24 protein-coding genes are annotated in these 22,332 nt (G+C 68.6%); 8 read left to right on the top strand and 16 right to left on the bottom strand.

Annotated elements, in window-relative coordinates; translation table 11 throughout:
- Positions 1 to 5 precede the first annotated feature (5 nt).
- The 3 genes from D3H54_RS13505 to D3H54_RS13495 form a co-directional block, all read right to left on the bottom strand.
- Entirely contained in the window at positions 6 to 1,484 is a 1,479-nt protein-coding gene (locus tag D3H54_RS13505; protein ID WP_149379468.1) for an FAD-binding protein, read from the bottom strand.
- Positions 1,481 to 1,972: a VOC family protein gene (locus D3H54_RS13500; RefSeq protein WP_149379467.1), complete on the bottom strand. Its 492-nt coding sequence runs from the start codon at positions 1,970 to 1,972 to the stop codon at positions 1,481 to 1,483. The genes D3H54_RS13505 and D3H54_RS13500 overlap by 4 nt, the downstream gene beginning before the upstream one ends.
- A gap of 64 nt (positions 1,973 to 2,036) precedes the next feature.
- Positions 2,037 to 2,741 (bottom strand): TetR/AcrR family transcriptional regulator, encoded by a 705-nt coding sequence (locus tag D3H54_RS13495; RefSeq protein WP_210419692.1) that lies wholly within the window; start codon positions 2,739 to 2,741, stop codon positions 2,037 to 2,039.
- A gap of 108 nt (positions 2,742 to 2,849) precedes the next feature.
- Here D3H54_RS13495 and D3H54_RS13490 point away from each other — a divergent pair, with 108 nt between their 5' ends.
- Complete coding sequence (locus tag D3H54_RS13490) at positions 2,850 to 3,290, top strand: nitroreductase/quinone reductase family protein (protein WP_149383516.1); 441 nt, start codon at positions 2,850 to 2,852, stop codon at positions 3,288 to 3,290.
- On the opposite strand, the gene D3H54_RS13485 is transcribed toward D3H54_RS13490, so the two are convergent.
- The 6 genes from D3H54_RS13485 to D3H54_RS13460 form a co-directional block, all read right to left on the bottom strand.
- Entirely contained in the window at positions 3,287 to 3,979 is a 693-nt protein-coding gene (locus D3H54_RS13485; RefSeq protein ID WP_149379465.1) for an Rv1815 family serine proteinase, read from the bottom strand. The two genes, D3H54_RS13490 and D3H54_RS13485, sit on opposite strands and share 4 nt — an antisense overlap.
- 152 nt (positions 3,980 to 4,131) lie before the next feature.
- Entirely contained in the window at positions 4,132 to 5,547 is a 1,416-nt protein-coding gene (locus tag D3H54_RS13480; RefSeq protein ID WP_168214856.1) for an NAD(P)/FAD-dependent oxidoreductase, read from the bottom strand.
- A gap of 28 nt (positions 5,548 to 5,575) precedes the next feature.
- Positions 5,576 to 6,700, bottom strand: a complete 1,125-nt coding sequence (locus D3H54_RS13475; protein WP_149379463.1) for a cation:proton antiporter — start codon at positions 6,698 to 6,700, stop codon at positions 5,576 to 5,578.
- Between the two features lie 5 nt (positions 6,701 to 6,705).
- A complete protein-coding gene (locus D3H54_RS13470) occupies positions 6,706 to 7,188 on the bottom strand; it encodes a cation:proton antiporter regulatory subunit (protein ID WP_149379462.1) in 483 nt (160 codons plus the stop codon).
- A 34-nt stretch (positions 7,189 to 7,222) separates the two neighbouring features.
- Entirely contained in the window at positions 7,223 to 8,104 is an 882-nt protein-coding gene (locus D3H54_RS13465; RefSeq protein WP_168215070.1) for a sterol desaturase family protein, read from the bottom strand.
- A 107-nt stretch (positions 8,105 to 8,211) separates the two neighbouring features.
- Complete coding sequence (locus tag D3H54_RS13460) at positions 8,212 to 9,771, bottom strand: carboxylesterase/lipase family protein (RefSeq protein ID WP_149379460.1); 1,560 nt, start codon at positions 9,769 to 9,771, stop codon at positions 8,212 to 8,214.
- A gap of 161 nt (positions 9,772 to 9,932) precedes the next feature.
- Between D3H54_RS13460 and D3H54_RS13455 the strand changes: the two genes are divergently transcribed.
- A complete protein-coding gene (locus D3H54_RS13455; protein ID WP_149379459.1) occupies positions 9,933 to 10,277 on the top strand; it encodes a DMT family transporter in 345 nt (114 codons plus the stop codon).
- The gene (locus D3H54_RS13450) at positions 10,277 to 10,600 is read left to right on the top strand and encodes a DMT family transporter (protein WP_149383515.1); all 324 of its coding nucleotides are present in this window, start codon (positions 10,277 to 10,279) and stop codon (positions 10,598 to 10,600) included. The genes D3H54_RS13455 and D3H54_RS13450 overlap by 1 nt, the downstream gene beginning before the upstream one ends.
- Here D3H54_RS13450 and D3H54_RS13445 read toward each other — a convergent pair.
- Positions 10,569 to 11,762: an MFS transporter gene (locus tag D3H54_RS13445; protein ID WP_149379458.1), complete on the bottom strand. Its 1,194-nt coding sequence runs from the start codon at positions 11,760 to 11,762 to the stop codon at positions 10,569 to 10,571. The two genes, D3H54_RS13450 and D3H54_RS13445, sit on opposite strands and share 32 nt — an antisense overlap.
- 30 nt (positions 11,763 to 11,792) lie before the next feature.
- Here D3H54_RS13445 and malQ point away from each other — a divergent pair, with 30 nt between their 5' ends.
- The 5 genes from malQ to D3H54_RS13420 all read left to right on the top strand — a co-directional run bounded on the left by malQ (position 11,793) and on the right by D3H54_RS13420 (position 16,767).
- Complete coding sequence (malQ, locus tag D3H54_RS13440; protein ID WP_432246303.1) at positions 11,793 to 13,934, top strand: 4-alpha-glucanotransferase; 2,142 nt, start codon at positions 11,793 to 11,795, stop codon at positions 13,932 to 13,934.
- A 2-nt stretch (positions 13,935 to 13,936) separates the two neighbouring features.
- Entirely contained in the window at positions 13,937 to 14,434 is a 498-nt protein-coding gene (locus tag D3H54_RS13435; protein WP_149379456.1) for an NUDIX hydrolase, read from the top strand.
- Between the two features lie 9 nt (positions 14,435 to 14,443).
- Complete coding sequence (locus tag D3H54_RS13430) at positions 14,444 to 15,325, top strand: LLM class F420-dependent oxidoreductase (protein WP_149379455.1); 882 nt, start codon at positions 14,444 to 14,446, stop codon at positions 15,323 to 15,325.
- Entirely contained in the window at positions 15,322 to 15,777 is a 456-nt protein-coding gene (locus tag D3H54_RS13425; RefSeq protein ID WP_149379454.1) for a nuclear transport factor 2 family protein, read from the top strand. Before D3H54_RS13430 ends, D3H54_RS13425 begins: the two co-directional genes overlap by 4 nt.
- A gap of 87 nt (positions 15,778 to 15,864) precedes the next feature.
- A complete protein-coding gene (locus D3H54_RS13420) occupies positions 15,865 to 16,767 on the top strand; it encodes a hypothetical protein (protein WP_149379453.1) in 903 nt (300 codons plus the stop codon).
- Between the two features lie 18 nt (positions 16,768 to 16,785).
- Here D3H54_RS13420 and D3H54_RS13415 read toward each other — a convergent pair whose 3' ends face one another.
- The 6 genes from D3H54_RS13415 to D3H54_RS13390 are packed head-to-tail and all read right to left on the bottom strand — an operon-like array spanning position 16,786 to position 22,327.
- Positions 16,786 to 17,823, bottom strand: a complete 1,038-nt coding sequence (locus D3H54_RS13415) for an isopenicillin N synthase family dioxygenase (protein WP_149379452.1) — start codon at positions 17,821 to 17,823, stop codon at positions 16,786 to 16,788.
- A complete protein-coding gene (locus tag D3H54_RS13410; RefSeq protein WP_149379451.1) occupies positions 17,820 to 18,419 on the bottom strand; it encodes a hypothetical protein in 600 nt (199 codons plus the stop codon). The genes D3H54_RS13415 and D3H54_RS13410 overlap by 4 nt, the downstream gene beginning before the upstream one ends.
- Positions 18,401 to 19,411, bottom strand: a complete 1,011-nt coding sequence (locus tag D3H54_RS13405; protein ID WP_149379450.1) for an allantoicase — start codon at positions 19,409 to 19,411, stop codon at positions 18,401 to 18,403. Before D3H54_RS13405 ends, D3H54_RS13410 begins: the two co-directional genes overlap by 19 nt.
- Entirely contained in the window at positions 19,408 to 20,154 is a 747-nt protein-coding gene (locus D3H54_RS13400) for an aspartate/glutamate racemase family protein (RefSeq protein WP_149379449.1), read from the bottom strand. The genes D3H54_RS13405 and D3H54_RS13400 overlap by 4 nt, the downstream gene beginning before the upstream one ends.
- Positions 20,151 to 21,497: an allantoinase AllB gene (gene allB, locus D3H54_RS13395; RefSeq protein ID WP_149379448.1), complete on the bottom strand. Its 1,347-nt coding sequence runs from the start codon at positions 21,495 to 21,497 to the stop codon at positions 20,151 to 20,153. The genes D3H54_RS13400 and allB overlap by 4 nt, the downstream gene beginning before the upstream one ends.
- Positions 21,494 to 22,327 carry an N-acyl homoserine lactonase family protein gene (locus D3H54_RS13390; RefSeq protein ID WP_115320244.1) on the bottom strand — a complete coding sequence of 278 codons (834 nt, stop codon included), beginning with the start codon at positions 22,325 to 22,327 and terminating at the stop codon, positions 21,494 to 21,496. The genes allB and D3H54_RS13390 overlap by 4 nt, the downstream gene beginning before the upstream one ends.
- Between the last annotated feature and the right edge of the window lie 5 nt (positions 22,328 to 22,332).

Here is a 22,332-nt window from a genome sequence, read left to right as displayed (position 1 = left end):
GCGGTTTAGCCTGCGGCACTGGCACTTTCGGCGGCCACCTTGGCGGCGTGCGTTCCGGCGCGCCGGCCGAAGAAGGAGCCCTCCCCCAGCTGGGTGCCGCTGGCGTAGCCCTTGCCGTCCTGGGCGATGTTGGACGCGCATGCGCCCGCCGCGTACAGGCCCGGAATCACGGTGCCGTCGGCACGCAACACCTCGCCGTCGACGTCAGTGGCCAGACCACCGACGGTGAAGCCGGAGTACATCGCCTTGCCCAGCGTCAGGTCGAAGGCTCCCCACGGCCCCTTGTCTTGTGGCGCAAGGAATTCCGGCTGCTTGTGGAACTCCGGGTCCTCGCCCTTGGCGGCGTGCTCGTTGTAGTTGTTCAGCGTCTCGACGAGGTTGCCCGTCGGGATGCCCAGCGCGGCCTCCATCTCCTCGACCGTCTCCCAGCCGTCGATGAAGGTGATGAGCGGGATCTCCGGGCGCTGCATGTGCGCTTCGTCGACGATCAGGTACGCCGCACTGTCGGGTTGGTCCATCACGAAACCCGACGTGCGCGAATGGTAGGAGTCTTCGGTGACGAACCGCTTGCCCTCCTTGTTGACGATGATCCCGGTCAGCAGGGTCGACGGCGGGTAGACGGGAGCGGTGATGAAGATCTGGTCCATGTGCTTGGTGGCCCCGCCCACCGACTCGCCGAGGCGGATGCCCAGGCCGTCGTCGTAGGTGTTGCCGAGCACGAACGGCTTCTCGGCGAGCTTCGGCGTGAGCTTGGCGACCATCTCGGGATTCATCACGAAACCGCCCGCGGCGATCACCACCGCCTTCGCCCGGATCGACCCGGTCTCGGTGAACTTCTTCCATGAGACGCCCACGACGGCCTCGTCCTCGACGACGAGATTCGTTGCGCCCGTTTCGTAGCGGATCTGCACATCCAGTTCGGCGGCCCGCTTGAGCAGCAGGTCGATCACCATCGCCGCGCCCTGGGTGTCGCCGGGAACCGGGACCTTGTGGCCGCGCGGGGCGGGCACCGCCATGTTCTTGTACGGCCACACCTTCTCGTTGCCGGTGAACATCAGCCCCTCGGTGTTGGGCTGGATCACCGCCTTCTCCGGGTAGTAGCTGCGCTCGAACGCGATCCCCAGCTCCTCGAGCCAGTTGAAATGTTCGACGCTGCCCTCGCAGTAGGCGCGGATCTTGTCGAGTTCGGGCTCGCGCGAGACCGCGACGAGGTACTTGTACATCTCTTCGACGCTGTCGGCATGCCCGGTCGCCTGCTGGACGGCGGTTCCGCCACCGAGGTAGAAGTGGCCGCCGGCCATGGATGTGGTGCCGCCGGCGACGGCGGCGCGCTCGAGCACCAATACCCGCGCGCCTGCGGCCGCGGCGCTGACTGCCGCACACCCGCCGCCGATGCCGAAGCCGATCACCACGACGTCGACCTCGTCGGACCAGTCGGTCACATCCGAGGCGGCGACGGTCGTGGGAATGTCCAGGCCACTCATTGCTGCTCCTGTTTCACATAGTCGAAGAACGTGCGGATCTCGTCGGGGATGTAGGCGATTTCGAGGTAGGGGACGCCGGCCGCCGCGGCGGACAGGTACGCGAACCGCATGCCGCCGGGCATCACACCGCGGGCGACGATCTCCACCGACGGGCCGCCGCCGGTCAGCGCGGCCTCGAACGCGTCGGCGTCGGGGACCTCCGTGCAGATGTGGTGCAGACCGGGACCGCTCTGGTCGAGGAACTCGGTGTAAATGCTCTCGCCGCTCGTCGGTGCGATGAGTTCGAGCTGAGTGTCGCCGGCGTAGCTCAGCGAGATGTCGGCGTTGTAGTCGGCGGGCCGGCCGCGGTGTTCGCACGTGTCCGGCCCGAAGTGCACATCGGGCATGCGAATCCATTTCCTGGCCCCGAGCAGCGTGGTCAGCGCCGCCTCGGTGGCGTCCAGGTCGCGGGTCACCCACGCGATCTGGACAGGTGTCTGGTCGGTCATCGGTTCGAGGATATCCCCGGCCCGCCGGTGTGGCTAGAACGTGTTCTAGTTTTGCGCCACGGAACTAGAACGCGTTCGAGTTCGGTGGCTCCGCGGTCAGCAGATCGATGGCCAGCTGCAGCTGCTCGTCGAACAACGCCCGCGGATCGGTGAAGGTGTCGGTGCCGTATTGACCGAAGACCTCGAGGCTGATGGCCCCGATCATCATGGCCCAGATCGCGGTGCACCGGATCACCAGCGCATCGTCGCCGGGAAAGCCGAATTCGTCGCGCACATGGACCAGGTCGGTCGACATCGGTTGGGCGACATGGTGTTCCGTCAGGGCGATATCGCCGGTGGCCACGCCGGTGGCGACCGCGTCGAACAGCATGCCGATCACCCGGGTGCCGGGTCCGGTGGTCAGCTCGGCCGGCGCCTTGTAGCCCGGCACCGGGCTGCCGTACAGCAGGGCCCACTCGGCGGGCTGGTCCAGTGCCCAGCCGCGGATGGCGTGGGCGATCGTCGCGACGTCGGCTCGCCAGCCGCCGTCGGCGGCCGCCCGGGCCTGCCCGACCGCATCGGCGAGGTCGGAGTAGGCATCGACCAGCAGGAGGGTCAGCAGCGCGTCACGGCTGGCGACGTAGCGGTACACCGCAGAGGACACCATCCCCAGTTCGCGGGCGATGGCCCGCACCGACAGTCCGGCCGCGCCCACGGTGGCCAGCTGCCTGCGACCGAGCTCGACGATCTGGGCTTCGATGCGTTGCCGCGTGTCCTCGCGTTTCCCCACTCGCCGAGTCTGACACATCCGAGATCACTGCTCTTGCTTTTCGCCGAGTCCGCTGGCATCCTCGATACGAGAGCATCGCTCTCTAAATCCGAGTCGATGGGACACGCCATGAACCAGCACTACGACCGCCCGAACGCCGCCGCCCGCGCCGCCAACGCCGTCATCCGCCGGCTCGCCGAGGCGGGCATCAGCATCGCGGGCACGCGGGCGCTTCGCGTACGCGGCCGCAAATCCGGCGCGCCGCAGAATGTGGTCGTCAACGTGCTGCGGGTCGGCGACACCGAGTACCTGGTCTCCCCGCGCGGCAACACCCAGTGGGCACGCAACGCACGGGCAGCAGGCGAGGTGGAACTCGGCCCGCGCTACCGACGCACCGTGGTCACCCTCACCGAGGTCGACGACGATGCCAAGCCGGCCCTGCTCAAGAGCTATCTCGACCGGTGGTACTGGGAGGTCAAAGGCCGCATCGCCGGCCTCACGCCGGAGTCGACGGCCGCCGAATTACGTTCGGCCGCACCGGCAATCCCGGTGTTTGCGCTCGCGCGCTAGTTGGCGTTGGCCTGCTCGGCGGCGGCCACATTGACCACGTCGGCGCCGGCACGCACCTGCTGGCTGGTCGCCACCCACGACACCGCCGCGGGCAGATTGCCCCAGGTGCTGTTGAACAGCCCGACGATCACGGCCTTGTTGTTGTCGATCGGCATGTACACCGGGCCGCCGGAGTCACCCTTTTGGCTGACCACGCCGTTCTCCATGGTGAACCAGCCGTTGTTGACGCGCTCGATCGAGCCGCAGCTCTCGCCGGTGATCACGCCGAAATGGCAGACCGGCTGGCCGTTGGTCATCGGTGGCGCCGCATCGGCAACCAGCTGGCGGCCGCCGGGCAGGATGTTGTTGACCGTGACATCGGCGCCCAGAGCGATCATCTCGTAGTCCGAGATCACCTGATCGGTGCGCACCACGGCGCCGTCCGGGGTGTTGTCCTGGAAGGTCGTCACCATGCCGATGAAGCGCCCGTCGCGATCGGTGACCGGGCCGTCCGCCTGGCAGTGACCGGCGGAGTAGGCGACCCGCGCCACCGGGTCCACATAACCAAGGGTGCAGACATTGCTGGCCTGGCGGATCTCCATACCGGGCGAGACGACAGCACCGGGTGTTGCGTGGGCCAGCGGGGCGATGATCGCGGACGCGGCCAGGGCCACAGCGGTAGAGACGAAGCCCAGCGAAAAACGAGTCACCCTACACCCCGATCGGTCGGCGGTACGTCAAGGACGCGCCGCGGAAGTATCTCGACTGTGTATCGGCGCCGATTTCAAATCGTTACCAACGAACTATGGCGTACCCGGCGTGTCGCCGCAGGAATCGCCGCAGATGGGGTTAAAAGCCGGAGTTAGGAGTCGAACCCCAGGCCCAGGCGGTCGAGGGTGCGCAGGATGAGGTTGCGTTTGCCCTCGTTGTGATCGGCCCGGTCCAACGACCACCGGGTGGCCTGAATGCCCACACTGGCCACCGGTTCGGGCGGAAACGGCAACGGCTTGCGGTTGACCATCTCCAGCTCGGTTCGCTCGGTGGGGTGACCGTCGAGCAGGTCGAGGCAGACGTCGGCGGCGAACCGTGCGGCGCCGACACCCAGACCGGTGAATCCGTTGACGTAGGCGATCCGCCCTCGGCCGGCCAGACCCCAGTGCGCACAGAACCGGGTGTTGGTGTCGATCGCGCCGGCCCAGCGGTGGCTGAACCGGACATCCTCGAGTTGCGGGAAGGTGATGAAGAAGTGGGCGGCCAGCTTGCGGTACGACTCCGGCCGGTCCTCGTACATCGCGTCGACGCGACGACCGTAGTGATAGACGGCGTCGTAGCCGCCCCAGACGATCCGGTTGTCCGCCGAGAGGCGGTAGTAGTGGAATTGGTTGGCGCTGTCGCCGATGCCCTGCCGGTTGCGCCATCCGATGCGGTCCAACTGGTCGCCCGTGAGCGGCTCGGTGGACAGCACGTAGTCGTACACCGGAATGGTGTGGAACCGGTTTCGCTTCAGCAGGCTCGGAAACACGTTGGTGGCCAACACAACCTGGTCGGCCTGGAGCACCCCGGCGGAGGTTTCCACCCGTATCCCCCGCTGTTCGCGTTGCACCGACGCCGCCGCGGTGTGTTCGAAGATCTCGACCCCGGCCTCCGAGCAGGCCCGGGCGAGCTCGAAGACCAGCCGGGCCGGATGGACGATCGCGCAGCTGTCGGTCGCCCACAGACCGGCCCGGTAGGTCGGTGAGTCGACCTCGGCGCGCACCGCCGCCTGATCAAGGAACCGGCCCTCGCCGTCGTCGGCGCCCTCGGCCAGCCACTCGACCTGATGCGGTTCGGTGGCGACCGTGAGCATGCCGGTGCGTTCCCAGTCCACGTTCATGCCGTAGGAGGCGATATCGGCCTGCATGCCGTCGAGGTTGGCCAGGCCGAGCTTCTCCAGACGGTCGAACTCGGTGGGCCAGCGCGACTTTCCGTTCTCGGCGCCGTGGGTGATGCTGGCCTCGACGAAGCCGCCGTTGCGCCCCGATGCCGCCCAGCCGACCCGCTCGGCTTCGATGAGCACCACCCGCGCCCCGGGGTTGCGCGCCTTCGCGTGCAGCGCCGACCACAGCCCGGCGTAGCCGCCGCCGACGACCAACAGGTCACAGGTCAGGTCGCCGGACAGCCGGGGGTAGTCGGGACGGGCGACCAGCGACGAGTCCAGCCACATCGATCCGAACGCGGCGGAGCCCAGCGCCCGGGCGATCAGGGCGGGGTCGACGTCGCGGTCAAATACGGTCTGCACCCCAGCATGGTGCCATGACGGCGGCGTCCTACCGGGCGAACCGCGCGAGTAGGGGCCCGACGATGGCCAGGACGAAAACATACGGCGTGGCCAGCGTCCCCACCGCGGCGACGGTGGTCCCCGCCAGCCCGATGATCACCAGCGAGAACTCGCCGCGGGCGACCAGCGCGGTGCCCGCGCGAAGCTGGCCCGGCCTGCCGACTCCGTCGCGGCGGGCGGCGTACACCCCGGTGGCCACCTTGGTGATCGCGGTGACCGCGGCCAGCAGCGCGGCCGCAGGCAACATCGGCACCAGGTCCGCCGGCGCCACCGACAATCCGATCGCCAGGAAGAACACCGCCGCGAACAGATCACGCAGCGGGGTGAGCACAGCGCGGGCCCGCTCGGCGGTCTCCCCCGTCAGCGTCAGGCCGACCAGGAACGCGCCGACGGCGGCCGAGGCGTGCAAGTGTTCGGCCGCCGCGGCCACCAGCAGCGTCAGTCCGAGGATGCGCAGCAGGAGCTGCTCGTCGTCGGGATGGCTGATCAGCCGTCCCAGGTGATGACCCCAGCGATACGACGCCGCGAACACCACCACCAGAGCGACCATCGCGGCGCCCATCCACAGCAGCGCCTCCCACCAGGTGCCGCCGGCCGCCAGCACGGCCAGCAGCGGCAGGTAGGCGGCCATCGCGAAGTCCTCGAGCACCAGGATCGACAGCACGGCAGGCGTTTCCCGGTTACCCAGCCGGCGTAGGTCGTTGAGCAGGCGCGCGATCACACCCGACGAGGAGATGAACGTGATACCGGCCATCGCCAGGATGCCGACGAAGTTCAGGCCGAGCAGCCAGCCCGCGATCGCGCCCGGGGTGGCGTTGAGGACGAGGTCGACGCCGGCCGAGGGCAGGTGCCGGCGCATGCTGGCGGCGAACTCGCCGATGGAGAACTCCAGGCCCAGGGTCAGCAGGAGCAGCACCACGCCGATCGTGGCGCCGGTGGACACGAACTCCCCTGCCGCCGGCACCGGCGCGATACCGCCGTTGCCCAGGGCCAGTCCGGCCAGCAGGTAGAGCGGGATCGGTGACAGCGCGAACCGGCGCGCCAGGGTTCCGAGGATTGTCAGGACCGTGAAGATGACGCCGAGTTCGAGGAGTAGCGCCGCCGACACAGCCACTCAGATCATCCTTGGTCGACGATTCGACGGACGCCGGAAATGCCGTGTTCGGTGCCGATCACGACCAGAACGTCGCGGGCGTGCAGCACCTGGTCGGGTTTCGGCGAGGCCAGCACCTCTTCGTCGCGCACGATCGCCACGATCGATGCGCCGGTACGGGTGCGGGCCTTGGTGTCGCCCAGCGGCCGGTCGACGAACGGTGACCCCGCAACGATCTCGACCTGGCCGGCGTCCAGGCCCGGCACTTCCTTGGTCAGGTCGGCGAAGCTCTCCACCAGCCGCGGGGCACCGAGGATCTGGGCCAGCGCGTCGGCTTCCTCATCGGTGAGGCGGAACACCGGGCGAGCTTGGTCGGGGTCCCGCGCGCCGTAGACGACGACTTCGAAATCACCGCCGCGCCGGGCGATCACACCGATGCGATTGCCATCGGCGCTGTCGAACTCGTACCGCAGCCCGACTCCGGGCAGCAGGACTTCTTTGACCTCCATGGGCTCCATCCTCGGGTGGCGGCACCGATGTTGACTAGCTTGCGGCCACCGTAGTCGCCGGCTGCGGTGTGGTGCTGGGCGCCCAGCCGGGCGGGCCGAAGACGTAGCCCAGCCGGTCACGCCAGCGGCGCGCCGAGCGGACGTCGCGGGCGATCGCGGCGTACTCGTGGGTCTGCAGTTTCCAGATGTTGAACGTCGTGACCGGCTTGGTGAGTCCGTAGTGCGGTCGGTAGAGCTCGGGTTGGAATGTGCCGAACAGGCGATCCCACAGGATGAGGATGCCGCCGTAGTTCTTGTCGAGATACTCCGGGTCCATCCCGTGATGCACCCGGTGATGCGACGGCGTGTTGAACACGAACTCGAAGGCCCGCGGCAGCTTGTCGATGCGTTCGGTGTGGATCCAGAACTGGTAGATCAGGCTGATCGAGAAGCTGGTGAACACCATCCATGGCGGAACGCCCAGCAGCGGCAACGGAATCCACATGATGATCTCGCCGCTGTTGTTCCACTTCTGCCGCAGCGCGGTCGCAAAGTTGAAGTAGCGGCTGGAGTGATGCGCCTGGTGGGTGGCCCAGATCAGCCGGACCCGGTGGGCGGTGCGGTGGTAGAGGTAGAACAGCACGTCCACTCCGACGATCGCGATCACCCACGTGTACCACTTGGTCGCCGAGAGGTGCCACGGCGCGACGTACGCGTAGAGCGCGGCGTAGCCGAGCAGGGCGAAGAACTTCCAGACGCCCATGGTCGCGACCGACATGAGGCCCATCGAGATCGAGGCCCACGCGTCGCGCGCGTGGTAGGCGCCGGACGCGGGTTGGTCGGCCTCGGTCAGTCGTTCCAGCTTGCGGGCCGCGGTCCACTCGAGGATGAGCAGCAGGAGAAAGAACGGGATCGCGAACAACACCGGCTCGCGCATCTGCGGCGGGAGCACAGACAGCAGTTCACCGATTCGATCCACGCGACACCTCCGGGCGGGAGTCTAACGCGATCGGAGCCCGTTGTTAGACACCGCGTCAAGAAGCGTCAGCGGAAGCTCAGCACCTCGTCGCCCCAGGCCTGGCGGATCGGCCCGTCCAGGTCGTCGACGACGCGATCCCGGCGATCGATGACCAGCGTCGCGCGGTCGTCGATCCGATACGGCGCCCAGTGCGGCTGACCCACCGGCACGTTGGGGTCACCGGTTGCCGCGAACCTCGTCCAGCGGGCGCGCATCCGCTCCGACAGCTCCTCGCCGGTTTTGAGTCCACCGAGCTTGAACGTGACGTCGCGGGGACCCGAGATCAGGTTGCCCCACACATAGATCAGCTCGGTGGCATGGGCGGCACCCAGCCGGATCGTCTTGAAAAGTGGTGTGGCCCAATCGAATCGGTAGAGATAGACCGGCGCCACGGCGGTGTGCCCCTCAGCGAACCACACCGTCGGCATCCGGAAGCCGACATCGCTGGCCACCCACAGGCTGCGGGTGCGGGCCATCTTCGCCGGGTATGCCGAACTGACCTGCTCGGCGGTCGGCAGCTGCAGGCCCGGCTGGTCGTTGGCCATCTCGCTGAACATGGTTTTGACCGCTTTGGGCGCGATGGGCATCAGCGGTGAGCGCATCAGCCGGAACAGCGCGGCCTCGTTCTTGTTGGTGCCGATCAGCAACGGCACCGGGTGCGTCTTGCCTGCCCTGGCCAGCGTCACCGGATAGTCCGGGACCAGGTCGCCGTCGACGGTGGGCGCGAACGCCAGCAAGCCGGGCGTGGAAGCCGGGACATGGTCGAAGACGTGCTGTGCGGCATCGACCAACGTCTCGACGGGCGCCCGGTGCGCCTCGTCGGCTGTCATGCCGAGCCGGTCGAGGAACTGCTGGGCCATGGTGCCTGCGCGCTCGGCGCCGTAGATCGAGGTGGCCGGCGCGCTTTGGGCGATCGCACGGGAGAACAACCCGGCGGCCTCCGGCACGGCCAGCAGCGTGGTGGTGATCGCGGCTCCGGCGGACTCACCGAACAACGTCACCCGGTCCGGGTCGCCGCCGAAGCCGGCAATGTTGTCCTGCACCCAGCGCAGCGCGGCCAGCACGTCGCGCAAGGCGACGTTGCTGTCGAACCCGGCCGAGGAAAGATCGAGGAAGCCCAGCGCACCGAGCCGGTAGTTGATCGTGACGACGACGACGTCGGAGCCGGTGGCCAGCACGGTGCCGTCGTACATCGGCTGGCTGCCCGACCCGAAGATGTAGGCGCCGCCGTGCACCCACACCATCACCGGCTTGGGCTCACCGGTGGCCGTGGCCGAGGCCCCGGTCCCGGATGGCGCCCAGATGTTGAGGAACAGGCAGTCCTCGTCGGCGTGGGTGCCCAAGCCCATCGGGATGGGGCTGCGCGGCTGCGGACTGACCGGACCGAATGTCGTCGCGTCGGCGACCTCGGTCCACGGCTGCGGAGGAACCGGGGCCCGCCAGCGCAGGTCGCCGACCGGCGGGGCGGCATAGCGAATGCCCTTCCACGTCGTGACCCGGCCGTCGTCGGCCCCGCGGACCGGCCCGTAACGGGTCTCGACGATCGGGCTGTCCACGATCAGCCGCACGCTCGCATCCGCTGTCATCGATGTCCTCCTGCCACGTCATGCGATGTCGACGAACCACACCACCCGTCCACGCTACCGACGGGTAACGCGTCTGGGCAGGCGGCCGCTGGTCTATCCGGTCACCGCGACGGCCACGTATGACGGCGGCCACACGTGAGCGCCCAGCTATCCTGGCCCGCGTGCGGAAATGGGCGCTGCTGTCAGCCGCTATCGCCGTAGAGGTCACCGGCACGCTGTCGCTGCGGGCGTCGCAAGACCATTCGGCGTGGCTGGTTCTGGTGGTGACCGGTTATCTCGCCTCGTTCTACTTCCTGGCGCAAGTGTTGCGGGCCGGCATGCCGGTCGGGGTGGCCTACGGCGTCTGGGGTGCGGTGGGGACCGCGGCGACGGCCATCCTGGCGGCGGTGATCTTCGGTGACCCGTTCACCCTCCCGATCGTCGCCGGGATCGCGTTGATCATCGCCGGTGTCCTGTTGGTCGAGCTCGGTTCGCGGCATCACGCCGGCGGGGAGGGCACGCCATGATGTGGCTGACGCTGGCCGGGGCCATCCTCATCGAGGTATGCGCGACGCTGTGTCTGCGCGCCTCGGACGGCTTCCGCAAGAAGGTGTGGGTCGCACCGATGCTGCTCGGCTATCTGGTGTCGTTCACCCTGCTGTCGGTGACCCTGTCGCTGGGCATGCCGGTCGGGGTGGCCTACGGCGTGTGGTCGGCGGCCGGCGTCGCGCTGATCGCGGTGATCGCCCGTGTGCTGTTCGCCGAGCCGCTGACGCCGCTGATGATGGGTGGCATCGCTTTGATCATCGCGGGTGTGCTCACGATCGAACTGACCGGCGCGGTGGGCTGAGGGCGCGGGCCAGCAGGACCGCCGCCAGTCCCGCCACCGGGACGGTCAGCAGACCGACTCGCAGCGACACGGCGTCGGCGAGCGCGCCGACCAGGATCGGTGAGCCGAGGAATCCCGCTCGCATCAGCCAGGTCAGCACCGTCAGCCCGGTGCCCGGCCGCAGTCCGGGCAGCTCGTCGGCGGCGTGCATGGCGCCGGGCACCAGGGTGGCCGAGCCGAATCCGGCGGCGGCGAACCCCGCGATGGTGCCGGGGATGCTGGGGAACGCCAGGGCGGCCGCCATGCCGACGGCGACGATCACGCCACCGGTCCGGGCCACCGTGCACGGCCCCCATCGGTCGGTCATCCGGTCGCCGACGAGTCGGCCGACGAACTGGAAGCCGACCAGTGCGACGTAGCCGAACGCGGCCAGCGCCGCAGGCGCCGACAAGGAATCTCGCAGATACAACGTCGCCCATGAGCTGCCGGCGTCCTCCACGGCGGCACCGGCGATGGCAATGGCCACCAGTGCGGCCAACGCGACATACACCCCGCGACCCGCGCGCTCCGCGGCCCGCGCGCCCACCCGGGTGTCGGTGTCGTCGTGGTCGGGACCGGGCAGCAGGTACCGGTAGGCGACCAGGCACACCGCGCTGAACAGCAGAGCGGATGCCGAGAGCTGAGCGACGCGGGGAATGCCGAGATAGATTGCGCCCGCGCCGATCAGGCCGCCCAGCACCGCCCCGGACGACCACACCGCATGCAGCGAGTTGATGATGAAGCGGCCGTACGCGCGTTGCACGCGCAGCCCGTGCACGTTCTGGGCGACGTCGGTCACCGAGTCGGCCGCACCGGCGCAGAACAGCGCAGCCGCCAGCGTCAGGCCGGTGGGTGCCAGCCCGGCGAGGACGGTGAACACGGCGAGCAGCGCCGAACTCGCGACCGCGACCACCGAGGAGCGGTAGCGGCGGACCAAGGCCGCCGCGGTCACCCCGGTCAGCAGCGCGCCCGCCGAGAACGCGGCCACCGCCAGACCGAACGCCGAGTTGGACAGGCCGAGGTCAGCCTTGATCTCGGGGAGACGCGGCAGCAGGTTGGCGAACAACGCGCCGTTCGTCAGGAACAGCGCGGCGCTGGCGATGCGGGCTCGCCGATTCCGCACAGCGAGTCCGGGGCCGCCCATGTGAGGCGAGGTTACGGGCAACCAAGCAAGATGGCATCCATGACTGCTTCGTCGCTGGCCGAACTCGCCCATCGGTTCGGTGTGGCCACCGAGTACCACGACTGGACCGGGCGGTCCGTGCCGGTCGAGGAAGACACCCTGGTGGCGGTGCTGGCCGCGCTCGGTGTCGAGGCCCGCACCGAAGAGGGCCGCGCCGCAGCGCTTTCGGCCGACGACACCCGGTATTGGTCCCGGTCACTGCCGCCGACGGTGATCGGGACCGCCGGCAGCGAGACCTCGTTCTGGGTGCATGTCACCCACGGCGACCCAGCGCACATCTGGGTCCGGTTGGAGGACGGCACGGTGCGCACCGGTGTGCGCCAGGCCGACAACTTCACCCCGCCGCACGACCTGGACGGCAGGCTGGTGGGTGAGGCGACATTCGTGCTGCCCGCCGATCTGCCGTTGGGCTATCACCGCGTCCATCTGAGCTCGGGTGGTCAGGAGTTCAGCACCCCGCTGATCGTCACCCCGGCCTGGCTGGGGCTACCTGCACGGCTCGGCGCGCGCCGAATCTGGGGTCTGGCCACCCAGATCTACAGCGTTCGATCCGAAAACTCCTGGGGCGTAGGCGATCTTGGTGACCTCACCGATCTTGCGGTATGGGCGGGCGCCCGCCACGGAGCCGGTTACATCGTGGTCAACCCGCTGCACGCCGCCGCACCGACCCGGCCCATGGAGCCCTCCCCCTACCTGCCGACGTCGCGGCGGTTCACCAATCCGATCTACTTGCGCGTCGAGTCCGTTCCCGAGTTCGCCCAGCTGCCCAAGCGCGGCCGGGTGTGGAAACTGCGGGCCGCGGTACAGGCCCGATTCCGCAAGATCGACGCCATCGACCGCGACTCGGCGTGGGCGGCGAAACGTACTGCGCTGAAAGCGATTTACCGGGTACCCCGGTCGGCGGGCCGCCAACTCGCCTTCGAGGCCTTCACACAGCGGGAAGGCCAGGCCCTCGACGACTTCGCCACCTGGTCGGCGCTGGCCGAGAAGTACGGCGCCAACTGGCGGAAGTGGCCGAAAGGCCTGCGACATCCGGGCAGCCCCGAGGTGGCCGAGTTCGTCCAACGGCACGGCTCGGCGGTGGATTTCCACCGCTGGCTGCAGTGGCAGCTCGACGATCAGCTCGCCGCCGCACAGTCCCAGGCGGTCCGTACCGGGATGGCACTGGGCATCATGCACGACCTGGCCGTCGGTGTTCATCCCGACGGCGCGGACGCCTGGGCGTTGCAGAACGTGTTGGCCACCGGGGTCGCCGCCGGCGCCCCGCCCGACGAGTTCAACCAGCTGGGCCAGAACTGGTCGCAGCCACCCTGGCGGCCAGACCAACTCGAAGAGCTTGGCTACCAACCTTTTCGGGATCTGATTGCGGCGATCCTGCGGCACGCCGGCGGGGTTCGCATCGATCACATCATCGGACTGTTCCGGCTGTGGTGGATCCCGTCCGGCGCCGCGCCGACGAAGGGCACCTACGTGCGCTACAACCACGACGCGATGATCGGGATCGTCGCGCTCGAAGCGCACCGGGCCGGCGCCGTCGTCGTCGGCGAGGATCTGGGCACGGTGGAACCGTGGGTGCGTGACTACCTGCGTGCTCGCGGCCTGCTGGGCACGTCGATCCTGTGGTTCGAACTGGACCGCGACGCGGGCGGCGGGCCGCTGCCGGCCGAGCGCTGGCGGGAGTTGTGCTTGTCCTCGGTGACCACGCACGACCTGCCGCCGACGGCCGGTTACCTCGCGGGCGAGCACGTGCGGTTGCGTGGTGAGCTCGGCCTGCTCACCCGGCCGGCGGAGGACGAACTGGCCGACGATCGCGCCGAGCAGGCAGCCTGGCTGGCCGAGCTTCGCCGGGTCGGCCTTCTCGGCGAGGATGCCGACGAGGAGCAGGTCATCCTGGCGTTGTACCGGTATCTGGCCCGGACCCCGTCGCGGCTGTTGGCGCTGGCGCTGACCGACGCGGTGGGCGACCGGCGCACCCAGAACCAGCCCGGCACCACCGACGAGTATCCGAACTGGCGCGTCCCGCTGACCGGGCCCGACGGCTCGCCGCTGTTGCTCGAGGATGTGCTGACCGACCCGCGGGCGCAGACGCTGGCAGCGGCGATGCAAGCCGCGACCGCGCCACACCCGGAGTAGCGATGCCGAAATACAGCGCGGGCGTACTGCTGCACCGACACGTCGACGGTGTCGTGGAGGTCCTCATCGGGCATCCCGGTGGCGCGTTCTGGGCGCGCAAGGACGACGGCGCATGGTCGATTCCCAAGGGCGAGTACGACCCCGACACGGATGATCCGTGGGACGCCGCACGGCGTGAGTTCGCCGAAGAGCTGGGATCCGATGTGCCGCAAGGCGTCCGGATCGACCTCGACGCGGTCAAGCAGCCGAGCGGCAAGGTGCTGACGGTGTTCGCCGTCGAAGCGGACCTGGATGTGGCGCAGGCACAGAGCAATACCTTCTCCCTGGAGTGGCCGAAGGGGTCGGGGCGGATGCAGGAGTTCCCCGAACTGGACCGAGTCGGATGGTTTTCGGTGGCTCAGGCGCGCCGCAAGTTGCTCAAGGGCCATGTGGCGTTCCTGGACCGGCTGATGGCTCATCTGCCGGGACTGGGCGAAGGCGATCCGGAGCCTGCGGGTTAGCCTCACGACGTGAAGTTCGCCGTCGTCGCTCCCATTGCCGCGGGGGTCACCGCGGACCCCGTGTGGATGACGGAGTTCGCCCGCCATCTCGAGGCGTGTGGTTTCGAGTCGATCATCATGGCCGAGCACACGGTGCTGGTGACGCAGTACACCAGCGTGTATCCCTACGACCCGTCCGGTCGGGTCGACGTTGCCCAGGAGTGCCCGGTGCCCGACCCGCTGGAGATGCTGGCATTCCTGGCCGGCCAGACCACCACGTTGGGTCTGGCCACCGGGGTACTGGTGGTGCCCAACCACCATCCGGTGATGCTGGCCAAACGGGCCGCCACCGTCGACGTGTTGTCCGGCGGACGGCTGCGATTGTGCGTCGGGGTCGGCTGGTTGCGGGAGGAGATCGAAGCCTGCGGAGCAGGTTTCACCAGCCGGGGCCGTCGCGCGGACGAGCAGATCGAGGTGCTGCGGGCACTGTGGGCCGACGCACCCGGCGGCGTGAGCCACCACGGCGAGTTCTACGACTTCGACCATGCGATGTCATACCCGAAACCGGTTGCAGCCGAGGGAATTCCGATTCACATCGGTGGGCACAGCCGGTTGGCGGCGCGCCGGGCGGGGCGCCTCGGTGACGGTTTCCAGCCACTCGGGGTCGGCGGTGCCGAGCTCGCGACGCTGGTCGAGGTGATGCGACTGGCCGCCGAGGACGCCGGACGTGACCCCGACTCCCTCGAGCTGTCGCTGGGCCATCTGGTGACGAAGGTCGACGCAGACCGGGCGGGGCGGCTGGCCGAGGTCGGAGCCGGGCGGCTGGTGCTCGGTATGCCTGCGGTCACCGATCTCTCCGAGGCCAAGGATCTGTTGTCGGACTGCGCGCAGCGGCTGGGATTGCGGCCGTGAGCCTTTCGGTCCCCGACCGGTCGGATCTGTCGGACGTGGTGCATCGCTATGCGGCGGCGGTCGACGATCGGGATATCGAGGCCGTGATCGCAGTGTTCGCGGCTGACGGCGAATTGGTGTTGCCGGATCCCCCGGATGTGCTGACCCCGGCACGGTCGCACCGCGGCCCCGACGCCATTCGCGATGCGCTCGCCGCGGCGACCAGCGTCGGACGGACCCACCACAGCATCGACTCCGAGGTGTACGCGGCCGGCTCGAATCCCGATGTTGCGCAGGGGCGTATCGCGGCGACCGCACACCATTTCAGCCGCCGTTCCGAGGGCTTCACCGATCTGGTGTGGTACCTGCACTACGACGACGAGTACCAGCGAGCCGAACCCGGCTGGGTGCTGAGCCGGCGTGCCCTGACGATCGATGCGATCGAGACGCGCCCCACCCGTCGGCTGAGATAGCCACCCCGATGGCCGCGAACGGCCATCTGCTGAAGATGGCCGGGCTGGGTGATGCGCCGAATGCCTGGCCGCTCATAGGTTCGGGGCATGACAGGATTCGCACGTAACAAGGTCGCCGGCGGAATACTACTGGCGTCGCTTGGCGCCGGCGCGGTGGCGGCCGCACTCGGGTCCGCACCGCAGGCGAGTGCGAGCTGCGCATCGTTTTTCGGGATCGGCAACAGCACCAACTGTTTCAGCACCCCCACCAGTGTCGCCATCGCGCTGGGTCCCGGGGCACAGGCCTACGCCCTGGGCACGCTCGGGAGCGCCATCTCGGTAGGGAAGCTTTCGTTTTCGAAGATCGAGGAAGACACCGTGTTGAATTCGGTCACCGCGCTCGGCTACAGCGCTGGCGCCTACGCCAACCGCGGCAGCCGCCTGGGCACCTCCGTGGCCGTCGGCAACGATGCGACAGCCATCTTGGCCGGCGGTGACCTGAATTTCGCGGCGGCGCTGGGCGACTCGTCGGTGGGATATGCGGGCCGGACACCGTTGGCAGACAAGGCCTTCGGCAACATCGCCATCGCCGTGGGAACCAGCCGATACGTGGCCCAGGCCGCGGCGGAGGGCATCGGCAACATCGCACTCAATGTGTTCAGCCCGTCGTCGACCACACCGTTCGGCAGCAACGTGCTCGCCGTGGGCTCATTCAACGTTGCCGCCAGCTTCTTTTCCCGTGACAGCCAGGTCTTCGCCGGCTTCGGCGGCAAGCAGCAGACCGGCACCCGAAATGTTGCATTCAGCGGGTTTGGCCGGCGAAACGACATCGAAGCCCACGGGCCCGGGTCCATCGTGGGATCGCTGTTCCAAACCTCGACGACCGTTCTGAGGAGCGGTCCCGGCGTCACCATCAACGGCAGGTCGACGCCGATCGAAGGGCAGCACGCGGCCGCGCACCACGCACAGGTCAAGCCTGCTCACCGACTGCCGCATCGAGGTGAGCCCTGACGCCCGCAGCCTGCGCACTCAGTTGCGGGACTGCAGCGCCTGCTGGCCGAAGGTACCGGTCTCCAGCGAGCCGTCCGGCAACACCAGATCGCCACTCTCGAGCCGGGACCGCAGGTAGGCAAACGTCTGCGCGGTCTGGGCGAACAGGTGCTCGCCGGCCACCAAAGCCGGTCGTGACTCCTCGTCTGCGGTGACGAACTGCGGCAGCGGCTGCACCACCGTGTGGTAGTCGACGTTGAAGAACAGCGGGAACGAGTACCGCTCCTGCTTGACCTTGCGCACCCGATGCGACGTGGCGACGAAGGCCCCGTTGGTCCACAGTTCGAGCATGTCGCCGACGTTGACCACGAACGTTCCGGGAATCGGTGGGACGTCGATCCATTCCCCGGCGCCGTTGAGGACTTCGAGCCCGGGCGCGGTGGGCTTGAGCAGTGTGAAGCACTCGTAGTCGGTGTGTGCGCCGATGCCCTGGGCGTCTTCGGCGTGCGGGTTGTGCGGATAGTAGATCAGCCGCAACTGGCTCGGCGTCTTGGTGGCGTGCCGGGTGAAGGTGTCCGGATCTTCTCCGAGCGCGACGGCGAAGGCGCCCAACAGATCCTGTCCGACGCCCAGCACCGCCTGGTAGTACTCGGTGACCGTTTCGGCGAAGCCCGCAAGGTCGGGCCACACGTTGGGTCCGAGCATCGGGTTTCCCGCCAGGTGGTCGGGGTCGTCGGCGGGCAGGTCCAGTGCGGTGTCGAATGCTTCCTTGAAGTCTGGCTTGTCGCTGTAGAACCCTTCCTCACCCACCGGCACATAACCGCGATGACAGTTCGACAGCCCGATGTAGGACTTCATCTTCTCCGCCAGCGGCAGGGCGAAGAACTGTTTGGTGGCCTCCAGTAGCCGATCGAAAAGCTCGTCGCTGACCGAAGTCCCCGAGATGTAGAAGAAGCCGACGTCACGTGCCGCCGTGCCGAGTTCGGCCGCGACGCGCTCCCGGTCGGCAGGATCGGTGGACCGCAACCCGCTGATGTCGATCACAGGTACCGATTGGAATGATGTCGCCCCACTCACACTGTCACGCTTCCTTCGCTGTCGTTGATGTCCCAGGCGATGTCGTCGTCGACTCGTAGCCGTCCTGACTGGATTCTCGGCTGCAGCCGCGCCCCGACCCGGTGTGGATGGCTGGATTCGTCGATCCGCCAACCGGTTCCGTCGACCGTCCCCAGCGAGATCTCCTGGGGGTGAGCCCAGCCGAACCGGTCCCCCACTCGCACCAGCACACCCGTCATGGCCGACGCCGACAGCACAAGTCCCCAGCAGGGTTGTGTCGCAACGGCTTCGCGCTGCCAGTGCTCGGTGTAGTCGGCGTGCACGCCGATCTCCACGAGGGTGTCACCATTCCAGCTCATCCGTCCCGCGTCGGGTAGGCCGGGTGGCTGCAGGTCGACCAGGCGGGCCCATTCGAAGACGTCGTCATGCTGGCTGAGCAGGCCGGCGAAACCCTCGCCAGGTCCGCGAAGATCGACGAACATGGAGATGCCCTGCAGCCATTGCACATTCGTGCCGATGTCGCGGGAGCCGTCGGCCTCGACCAGCAGCGTGCGTCGCCACAGTCCGGTGCAGTCGGCGATCACCGGGGTCGAGAGGGTCACAGCGACGCGTCCCATCTCGAGTGCAGCTCGGCCAATCCGGATGCCGTGGGCCGGCCCAGCGCCCGCACCCGCGCGATGCCGCCGTCGGGGTAGGCCTGGACTCGAATGGCGGTGATCGCGGGGGCATCGACCACGAAGACTTGGCGTGCGTCGGCGATCAGGTGTGTGCGGGGCAGCACCACCTCGTCGAACGGCAACGCCCACCACGGCCGTCGGGCATCGGGCCGGTCACGGGTGCCGAGCACGGACACCTCGCGTGAGGCGTTGAACACGAAGTAGGAGGTGTCGATTTCAATGCGGAGCAGATCAGTGGGCGTCAGAAAGGAGATCGTCACCGCGTCATGGGTGTCGGGTCCGATGTCGCGCCGGCGCCGGGCTTCCCAGCCCGACCCCATGTTCTGCGGCCGGTCCGCGGCGATGAGCGCCCGCGCGTCGGAGTAGAACGTGTCGCTGCAGTGCTCGACGCGCCCACCGTGCTCAGCGCCGGAAACCTCGACGGTCACCCCCGACCACAGCGCCGGGTCGGGAACAGGATCGCCGTAGGCCCGCAGCCTGGCCACCCCGCCGTCAGATGCGATCACCACCTTGAGGTGGGTGTAGCGGCGCGCGTCGTCCACGGCAATCAGGTTGTGCGCGTCGGCTTTCAGAGCCGTCGACGGCGACAGCACCCGCCAGTCCACCCGTGCATCACACGGGTCGGCGCCGGCGGCCAGCGTCGCCGCGTACAGCGCGGCGCCGGTCGGATGGTTGCCGGTGAAGAACCGGGTGTCGACGTCGATGGTGTGCAGCCGGCCCGGCACTCCGAGCCGGATGATGACCCAGTCCGGCGCGAGTGCGTGCCTGCGGGTCTCCCAGCCGTCGACGACTTCGCCGCGCAAGTCGAAAGTGCCTGGCACGAAGTCGGGTTCGGCCGCGTCGATCAGCCGTTCCTTGAAACCGAACGACTCGTCGCTGGCCGCCACGACGCTGCCGCCGACCGCACGGCAGGCCAAGTCCAGTCCGGTCATGTGCGTAACCCCTGCGATAGTGGCCGGTGCGTGCGGGCGTTCTCCGGCCCGGCGGCATACACACCGGCCTTACTGGTGGACAGGTTCAGGCCGACCAGCATCTGCGCCAGACCTACTGCGGCGGCCACCCCGTCGACGGCGGGCACGCCGAGTTTCTCGGTGATCGCGGCGGTCACCCCGGCCATCCCTGCGCAACCGAGGCAGATCACGTCGGCGCCGTCCAGAGTCACCGCGCGTTCGGCTTCGGCGACGATCGCGGCGACCGCGCCGGCCGGGTCGGCATCGACCTCGGCGGTCCCGAGGCCGCACGCCCGTACCGACGCACAGTGGGCAGCCAACCCGGCCAACAGCAGTCGGTCCTCGATCGGCGCGATGGAGCGGGCCAGGGTGGTGACCACCGAGAACCTCCTGCCGATCAGCTGAGCGACGTGGGCGGCCGATTCGGCGATATCGAGCACAGGGACGTCGAGCATCTCCTGCAGCGCATCTTTGCCGTGCTCGCCGAAACCGGCCAGCACCACGGCGTCGGCGTCGAACGTTCCGGCGGCGAGTTGGGTGGCGACGACGTCCATCACCCCGACGGCGGACAGGTAACTCTCCGCAGCGGAGTCGATCGCGACGGATCCGAAAGCGGGTTGCGCGGTGACGATGTCGGTCTCGGGTGCGGCGGCCGCCCTGGCCGCGGCGTCGATCTCCGCCGTCATCGTCGCCGAGGTGTTGGGGTTGAGCACCAGAATCTTCATGCCGGCTCCCGGAGTCCGGCGGCCAGCAGGTTGCCGCGGCTGTCCTCACCGGCCGGCCGTCCGCCCCGCCAGGTCTGACGGATCGCACCGGTCAGCGCACTGCCCTCATACGGGGTCACCGGGTGACGGTGCTGAAGCTCGGCACCCCGGACCACCCACGAGGCGTCGGGGTCGAACACACAGAAGTCGGCGCGTCTGCCTGGGGCGATCGCTCCCCGGTCGGTCATGCCGGCGAGTTCAGCGGGCGCCTGCGCCATCCACCGGGATACCTCGTGCACGGCGAATCCGCGCCGGCGCGCCTGGGTCCACAGCGCGGGCAGTGCGATCTGCAGCGAGCTGATCCCACCGAAGGCCCTGCCGAAGTCACCGCCGGTGAGGTCCTTATGGTGTGGCGCGCACGGCGAGTGGTCGGATACCACCATGTCCAGCGTTCCGTCGGCCAGGGCAGCCCAGAGCAGGTCGCGGTTGTCGCCGCCGCGGATGGGCGGGCAGGCTGCAAACACCGTCCCACCCTCGGGGATGGTCTCGGCAGCGAAAGTCAGATAGTGCGGGCATGTTTCGGCGGTGACGGGAAGTCCCGCCGCTTTGGCCTCGGCGATCATCGGCAGCACCTCGGCGCTCGACACGTGCACGATATGGGCTCGGGCGCCGGTCGCGGCGACCGCGTCGAGCACCATGCGCACCGCATCCTCCTCGGCAGCGTCGGGCCGCGACCGAAGGAAATCGTCGTACAACCGCCCGGCCGGCTCCGGGCAATCTGTCAGTACCCGCTCGCTCTCGGCATGCACCAGCAGCACTGAATCCAGTTCGGCCACAACGGTCATCGCCGTCCGAAGCTGGTCGGGGTCCAGCGGCGGAAAGTCGGCGTTTCCCGATTCGGACAGAAAGCATTTGAAGCCGAACACTCCCGCGCCGGCCAGCTCACCGAACGACTCGAGGTTGTCCGGCACGATGCCGCCCCAGAAACCGGTGTCGACATGGCAGGCGCCGTCTGCCGCGGACCGCTTGGCCTCCAACGCCGCCACCGTGGTCGTCACCGGGTCGCAGTCCAGCGGCATGTCCACCACCGTGGTGATGCCACCGGCCAACGCCGCCGCCGTCGCCGAGTCGAAGCCCTCCCAGTCGGTTCCCGGGTCATCGATGTGCACATGGGTGTCCACCAGACCGGGCAACACCACCACATCAGGGCCGAAGACCGTTTCACCGACGCCGGCGAGCTTCTCGTCGACGCCGGCGACAACGCGGATCATGCCGTCCGCCAACCCGATCGCCGCGGGCCGGACCACGCCGTCGATCACCGCGCGCGGCGCGCGAATGACGTGCTCGACGGCGGCCGTGGTCACGGCGGCGGCACCGGGCCGAACCGCTCCGCGAAGGCCCTCGTCAGCTCTGGCCAGACATGCGGGTCGTGGCCGGGCACCAGCTCGTATCCCTTGTCGGTGGCCAGCCTCTTCAGCTTGCGGATCGGCTCGACCGTGTCGGCCGGGTCGACGTCGATGAACCCGCCGATCGCCAACTCGTGCTCGATGTTCTCGGTGAGGTCGGCGGCGTCGAACGCGAACACGAACCCGCCGCCACCCACCGACTCGTCGAGATCGACGACGAAGCTCTGATGCCCCGGCGTGTGCCCGTAGGTGGGCACCGCGGTGATACCGGGCGCGATTTCGGCTTCACCGTCGGCCAGCACCCAGTCGATGCGGGGATCGTCGAAGTCGATGCGGGCGATGGCATGTCGTTCCGGCTCCGGGTGGTTCGAGAGCCCGTACTCCAGCTCGCGCCGCTGCGCATGCACCGGGACCTTGCCGGCGAACAACTTCACGCCGCCGGCGTGGTCGTGGTGCAGGTGCGACAGCGCCACGAGGTGGATGTCGTCGACGTCGATGCCGATGTCGTGCAGCGACTCCTCGATCGGCTCACCCGGCCCCGGCAGAACCGGGATGTACTCGACGGTCGGATAGAACCGCCGGTACAGCGCCGGATCCCGGATCAGCGCGGTGTTGAAGCCGGTGTCGAGCAGCACCCAGCCGCCATCGGTCTGCAACAACACCCCCGGAACCGGTTCACGCAGCCGGAGTTCCGGTGGCGAGCCGTACACCGACACCGCCTTCGGTAACTCCTCCCACCCGAGCGTCAGCAGGACGATACGACGAACCTTGCCATCTCCGAGACCCACTCGCG

The sequence above is a fragment of the Mycobacterium sp. ELW1 genome (assembly GCF_008329905.1).
In the GTDB taxonomy this organism is placed as follows: Bacteria; Actinomycetota; Actinomycetes; order Mycobacteriales; family Mycobacteriaceae; genus Mycobacterium.
Note: the sequence above shows the minus strand (reverse complement) of the source record. Positions and strands in the feature narration are given on the sequence as shown.

Excerpts from the sequence above, each read along its gene's own strand:
- D3H54_RS13505 (WP_149379468.1), bottom strand. The coding sequence starts at position 1,484 with ATGAGTGGCCTGGACATTCCCACGACCGTCGCCGCCTCGGATGTGACC.
- D3H54_RS13500 (WP_149379467.1), bottom strand. The coding sequence starts at position 1,972 with ATGACCGACCAGACACCTGTCCAGATCGCGTGGGTGACCCGCGACCTG.
- D3H54_RS13490 (WP_149383516.1), top strand. The coding sequence starts at position 2,850 with ATGAACCAGCACTACGACCGCCCGAACGCCGCCGCCCGCGCCGCCAAC.
- D3H54_RS13470 (WP_149379462.1), bottom strand. The coding sequence starts at position 7,188 with ATGGAGGTCAAAGAAGTCCTGCTGCCCGGAGTCGGGCTGCGGTACGAG.
- D3H54_RS13465 (WP_168215070.1), bottom strand. The coding sequence starts at position 8,104 with ATGCGCGAGCCGGTGTTGTTCGCGATCCCGTTCTTTCTCCTGCTGCTC.
- D3H54_RS13460 (WP_149379460.1), bottom strand. The coding sequence starts at position 9,771 with ATGACAGCGGATGCGAGCGTGCGGCTGATCGTGGACAGCCCGATCGTC.
- D3H54_RS13450 (WP_149383515.1), top strand. The coding sequence starts at position 10,277 with ATGTGGCTGACGCTGGCCGGGGCCATCCTCATCGAGGTATGCGCGACG.
- D3H54_RS13445 (WP_149379458.1), bottom strand. The coding sequence starts at position 11,762 with ATGGGCGGCCCCGGACTCGCTGTGCGGAATCGGCGAGCCCGCATCGCC.
- malQ (WP_432246303.1), top strand. The coding sequence starts at position 11,793 with ATGGCATCCATGACTGCTTCGTCGCTGGCCGAACTCGCCCATCGGTTC.
- D3H54_RS13435 (WP_149379456.1), top strand. The coding sequence starts at position 13,937 with ATGCCGAAATACAGCGCGGGCGTACTGCTGCACCGACACGTCGACGGT.
- D3H54_RS13420 (WP_149379453.1), top strand. The coding sequence starts at position 15,865 with ATGACAGGATTCGCACGTAACAAGGTCGCCGGCGGAATACTACTGGCG.
- D3H54_RS13410 (WP_149379451.1), bottom strand. The coding sequence starts at position 18,419 with ATGGGACGCGTCGCTGTGACCCTCTCGACCCCGGTGATCGCCGACTGC.
- D3H54_RS13405 (WP_149379450.1), bottom strand. The coding sequence starts at position 19,411 with ATGACCGGACTGGACTTGGCCTGCCGTGCGGTCGGCGGCAGCGTCGTG.
- D3H54_RS13400 (WP_149379449.1), bottom strand. The coding sequence starts at position 20,154 with ATGAAGATTCTGGTGCTCAACCCCAACACCTCGGCGACGATGACGGCG.